The following is a 5,061-nucleotide window of genomic DNA, read 5'->3' as shown; positions in this document are numbered from 1 at the left end:
AGGTCGATGATCGCGCCGGCTGCTGTGGCGTCCACGTCGGCCGGTGTGGTCGTGGACACGACCGGATCGGGGGCCGTCAGCCGCACCGGCCCGGGTTGCTCACCGCGCATCACCTGACCGACGTGGCGGGGCAGGATCACCGTGTCTGCATCGATTCGACGCAGTAGGCCAGACGCAATCAGTTGTGGCACCGGGCGATCCGCGGGAGCCCCGGGCGCGGCGTCCCGGGTCCGCCCTAGCGGCGAGCCCTCCAATAGGCGGTCCAGCAGCTCACGCTGCGGATCGTCGAGGCCATCGATCAGCTCGGCGATCTGCCCCGCGCTCGGGCTGGCGTCCTCCAGCGTCACCTGCCCGACGTACCAGGGCAGCCCGCCGTCGGCGGCGGAGGCCACCCGCACGGCGCCGTCACCCCAGACCAGCGCGCGTTGCTTCAGATTCTCGAGTGCGTCGAGGACGTCGGCCTCGGGGGCTCGGTCGCCCATCAGCGCGAGCAGCTTGGCGACCGGCACCGGCGCGGAGTCGGCCTGCAGCACCAGCAACGCGTCGATCACCGCCAGCCGCAGGAAATCGAGCTCGTCGGTGGCAGCCTGCAGCGATTGGCGGGCCTGCGCGCGGGCGGCTAACGCGGCGATGCTGCCCGGCGGCGGTTGGGCCAGGTCGGGTCGCAACTCCAGCAGACGGATCAACCCGTCGTCGGGCAACTCGGCCAGCCAGGACCCCAGCGGGATGTCCGGGGTGTGTTCGGTCATTGCTGACCAGCGTAAAGCAGTCGGCTGAGGGACTGTTCCCGACGTACGGAGGGTAAGGCGGGCATTGCCGCAACCGACCTGTCAGAATGGACCGCGTGGCTGACAACAAGGCGCAGAAGACCCGTTATGTCGACAACGGTTGGCCGACGACCAACCCTGACGACCACGCCGTGAGCGAATTGGCAACCGATCGGACCGGCGCCTTGTCGCCCTTCGGCGACCTGGAATTTCCGTTGCCGGCCGACGAACTGCCCTATCTGCATCCGGTCACTGAGGTCAACCGCTAGGCGGTGGTCATCCGCCGTACGATCGTCGATCAGGCGAGCGACTGCAGCGCGGGATTAGTGCTTACGCTCTGCGACTGAACCGCTTTGAGCAGGTCGTTCAGGTAGCTCGGATCCAGTTTCCGCGATGACCCGACGGTGTTGGCCTGGTGCACTCCCTCTGGTGTTTCTCCCGGGGGTGGCGCGGGCGCATCCATCGCAACGGATTCGGCCTGCGTCGGCGGAGCGGGCTCGGGCGCGGGGTCGGCCGGCGGCGGTGCGTCTGGCGCTGGCGGAGGCGGCGGTGCGTCCGGCGCTGGCGGAGGCGGCGGTGCGTCTGGCGCTGGCGGAGGGGGCGGTGCGTCCGGCGCCGGTGCGTCGACCGCGGCCGGTTCGGCTGGTGGTGGCGGGGGAGGCTCAGGTGCCGGCGGTGGAGGCGGCGGGTCGGCCGGTGGCGGAGGCATGGGCGCGTCGAACGCCGGCGGCGGTGCGTCCGGCGGGGGCACGGGCGCATCGGCGACCACGTTGCGTGGTGTAGCGGCCGACAGGCCCCGTCCACAAACCGGCCAAGCACCCTTGCCCTGGCTGGCCAGCACCCGCTCGGCCACGGCGATCTGCTGATCGCGAGTGGCCTGGTTGGCCGACGTGGCGTATTCGCCACCGCCGTGCGAGTTCCACGTGCCTTGGGAGAACTGCAACCCGCCGTGGTAGCCGTTGCCGGTGTTGATCGCCCAGTTGCCGCCCGACTCGCAGGCCGCGACACGGTCCCATTCGCTGTCGGGTGCCGCGGCCGCATGGCCGGCGAGGGCTAGTGGGACCGCGCCGCCGATGACTGCACCGGTGAAGGCCAGTTTCGCGACGCCGACGATGGGCGTGGTGGGTTTACGGTGACGGCCGCTCATAGACCTATGGAGTCCTCTCGTATGCGCCTACGAGGTCAGCTGTCGGGTTCGGGCGGAAGAGGTCGCCCGGCCGTCGCGCGTCTTTCCCAAACGCGTCGGCTTCACCCCAAGGAGCCGTGGGCTCCAGGTCGATATCGGCGGACCATTGGGTCCCCCGCCTCCATCCATGGATCGGCATTACTCGCCTATTGGATGGAGCTCGGCGCTATAGGCGAGAAGACCTACCGGGCAGGGATACTCGGCGGGCCGGGCTCGACGCTAGCGGCTGTCTGCGGCGGAGTCATTTTCTGTAGAAAGTCGCGTTTCGCGTGTCGCGGTGCCCCAAGACGCCAGGAAATAGCACTGTTTGCGCAGGTTGAACGTGTCGAAATAAGGCTGTTGCCGCACCGTGATCAAACCGTTATGTGATTGATTTCACAACGCGCGGAAGGCTTAAGCGCAGGTCATGGATGTGTGCGTGCGATGCGGTCTTCAACACTGAACGGACCTGAGTTCCGCTTATGGCCGCCGCTGATCCAGGGCAACGATCTGCTTTCCCAGCGGCATCAACGACACCGGAATCAGTTTGAGATTGGCCAACGCCAGCGGAAGGCCGACGATCGTCACCGCCATGGCCGCCGCGGTCACCAGGTGTCCGATGGCCAGCCAAATTCCGCACAGCAGCAACCAGAGAACATTGCCGATCAACGCGCCATTACCGGCGCCGGGCTTCTCGACGATCGTGCGGCCGAACGGCCACAGCGCGTAAGACGCGATGCGCAGCGACGCGAAACCGAACGGAATGGTCACAATCAGCACGAAGCAGATCAGCGCAGCCAACAAATATCCCAGGGCCAACCACAGGCCACCGAAAACCAGCCAGATGACGTTCAGAACCAGGCGCATGATCTCCTCCAGCGGTGAGACCAGCTTAGGTCAGAAACTCCGGTGCTCAGCCGCCGGTGATCCGAGTAGGATCGGGCTTCATCGCGTCCTGCGCAGGCGGGGCGCTTCGTTGTGTAGGCCTAAGTAGTCTTCCGTTAGACAAGCAGGTGAGTTCGGTGCCGACTGGCAAGGTGAAGTGGTACGACGCGGAGAAGGGATTCGGCTTCCTGTCTCAGGAAGACGGCGAGGACGTCTACGTCCGCTCCTCGGCGTTGCCCGCGGGAGTCGAAGGCCTCAAGGCCGGGCAGAAGGTCGAGTTCGGCTTGGCGTCCGGGCGGCGTGGACCCCAGGCGTTGAGCCTCAAGCTGATCGACCCGCCGCCGACGCTCAGTAGCCGTCCGCGCCGCGAGGGTCCGGCCGAGCACAAGCACAGCCCCGACGAATTGCACGGCATGGTCGAGGACATGATCACGCTGCTCGAAGGCACCGTGCAACCCGAACTGCGCAAGGGGCGCTACCCCGACCGCAAGATCGCCCGCAAGGTCTCCGACGTCGTCAAGGCCGTGGCCCGCGAATTGGACGCCTGAGCCGTTGGGCGGGTGTACCTTTCAGCGTGACGGGGAACACTCCGAACCGAACGAGCCGGTTTCGAGTGAGGAAGTGCCATGGCACAGCAGGCGCAGGTCAGCGAAGAGCAAGCGAGGGCGGTAGCGGAGGAGTCCCGCGAAAGCGGCTGGGACAAACCCTCACTGGCCAAGGAGCTGTTTCTCGGCCGTTTTCCGCTGGCGCTCATCCACCCCTTTCCCCGGCCGTCCGACGACGAGGCCGCCCGGACCGAGGAATTCCTGGGCCGATTGCGGGAATTTCTCGACACCGTCGACGGCAGCATCATCGAGCGCGAGGCGAAGATTCCCGACGACTACGTCAGGGGTCTCGCCGACCTGGGGTGCTTCGGCATGAAGATTCCGTCGGAATACGGCGGGCTGAATCTGTCCCAGGTCGCCTACAACCGGGCGCTGATGCTGGTGTCCAGCGTGCACGCCAGCCTCGGTGCGTTGCTCTCCGCGCACCAGTCGATCGGTGTGCCCGAGCCACTCAAGCTGGCCGGTAACGACCAACAGAAGAGAAAGTTCCTGCCCCGTTGCGCGGCCGGGGCAATCTCGGCGTTTCTGCTGACCGAACCCGACGTCGGCTCCGATCCGGCGCGGCTCGCCTCAACGGCAACCCCGGTCGACGACGGAACGGCCTACGAATTGGACGGAGTTAAGCTCTGGACCACCAACGGCGTCGTCGCAGAACTTCTTGTGGTGATGGCCGCCGTACCCAAGGGCGACGGGCACCGCGGCGGCATCAGCGCGTTCGTCGTCGAGGCCGATTCGCCCGGCATCACCGTCGAGCGGCGCAACTCATTCATGGGATTGCGCGGCATCGAGAACGGTCTGACCCGTTTGCACAGGGTCCGGGTGCCGGCCGAGAACCTGATCGGCCGGGAGGGTGACGGACTGAAGATTGCGTTGACGACGCTGAACGCCGGCCGGCTCTCGATACCCGCAATCGCCACGGGCTCGGCCAAGTGGTCGCTGAAAATCGCGCGGGAATGGTCCGGTGAACGCGTGCAGTGGGGCAAGCCCGTCGGTGCACACGGAGCCGTCGCTGAGAAGATTTCGTTCATCGCCGCGACGAGCTACGCCCTCGAATCAGTGTTGGAGCTGTCCGCCCAAATGGCCGACGAGGGCCGCAACGACATCCGGATCGAAGCAGCACTGGCCAAGCTGTGGTCCAGTGAGATGGCCTGCCTGATCGCCGACGAGCTGTTGCAGATCCGCGGCGGCCGTGGCTACGAGACCGCCGAGTCGCTGGCCGCGCGCGGCGAGCGGGCGGTCCCGGTGGAGCAGGTGGTGCGCGACCTGAGGATCAACCGGATCTTCGAAGGCTCCAGCGAGATCATGCGGCTGCTGATCGCACGCGAGGCGGTCGACGCGCACCTGAATGCGGCCGGCGACCTCGCGAACGCGAAAGCCCACCTGCGTCAGAAGGCCAAGGCCGCCGTCGGCGCGAGCAGCTTCTATGCAAAGTGGTTGCCCCAGTTAGTCTTTGGTGAAGGTCAACGACCAACGGCGTATCGTGAATTCGGCAAACTGGCTCCGCATATGCGATTCGTCGAGCGCTCGTCGCGCAAGTTGGCGCGCAACACCTTCTACGGGATGGCGCGCTGGCAGGCCGCGCTGGAGCAAAAGCAGGGATTCCTCGGCCGGGTGGTGGACATCGGCGCCGAACTGTTCG

General features: G+C 66.5%; 5 protein-coding genes, 1 pseudogene and 1 riboswitch. Of the genes and pseudogenes, 3 read left to right on the top strand and 3 right to left on the bottom strand.

All coding sequences use genetic code 11. From position 1 onward, the window contains the following. Positions 1-749, bottom strand: a pseudogene (locus AC2VOG_RS13035) (helicase-associated domain-containing protein); the annotation flags it as partial. 86 nt (positions 750-835) lie between these two features. Here AC2VOG_RS13035 and AC2VOG_RS13030 point away from each other — a divergent pair. After that, a complete protein-coding gene (locus AC2VOG_RS13030) occupies positions 836-1,036 on the top strand; it encodes a hypothetical protein (RefSeq protein ID WP_486940316.1) in 201 nt (66 codons plus the stop codon). A gap of 29 nt (positions 1,037-1,065) precedes the next feature. On the opposite strand, the gene AC2VOG_RS13025 is transcribed toward AC2VOG_RS13030, so the two are convergent. Together AC2VOG_RS13025 and AC2VOG_RS13020 are read right to left on the bottom strand one after the other, a co-directional pair. Continuing rightward, the gene (locus AC2VOG_RS13025) at positions 1,066-1,914 is read right to left on the bottom strand and encodes a transglycosylase family protein (RefSeq protein ID WP_486940315.1); all 849 of its coding nucleotides are present in this window, start codon (positions 1,912-1,914) and stop codon (positions 1,066-1,068) included. A 9-nt stretch (positions 1,915-1,923) separates the two neighbouring features. Beyond that, positions 1,924-2,101, bottom strand: a riboswitch (cyclic di-AMP (ydaO/yuaA leader). A 311-nt stretch (positions 2,102-2,412) separates the two neighbouring features. After that, positions 2,413-2,799 carry a YccF domain-containing protein gene (locus AC2VOG_RS13020; protein ID WP_486940314.1) on the bottom strand — a complete coding sequence of 129 codons (387 nt, stop codon included), beginning with the start codon at positions 2,797-2,799 and terminating at the stop codon, positions 2,413-2,415. Positions 2,800-2,954: 155 nt separating this feature from the next. On the opposite strand from AC2VOG_RS13020, the gene AC2VOG_RS13015 reads away from it, so the two are divergent. Together AC2VOG_RS13015 and AC2VOG_RS13010 are read left to right on the top strand one after the other, a co-directional pair. Beyond that, complete coding sequence (locus AC2VOG_RS13015; protein ID WP_486940313.1) at positions 2,955-3,365, top strand: cold-shock protein; 411 nt, start codon at positions 2,955-2,957, stop codon at positions 3,363-3,365. 78 nt (positions 3,366-3,443) lie between these two features. Next, on the top strand, positions 3,444-5,061 hold a 1,618-nt coding region (locus AC2VOG_RS13010), incomplete at its 3' end, for an acyl-CoA dehydrogenase family protein (RefSeq protein ID WP_486940312.1).

The organism is Mycobacterium sp. TH-M11 (assembly GCF_057473725.1).
The sequence above is the reverse complement of the archived record's forward strand: the minus strand, read 5'-3'. Positions and strand labels throughout refer to the sequence as shown.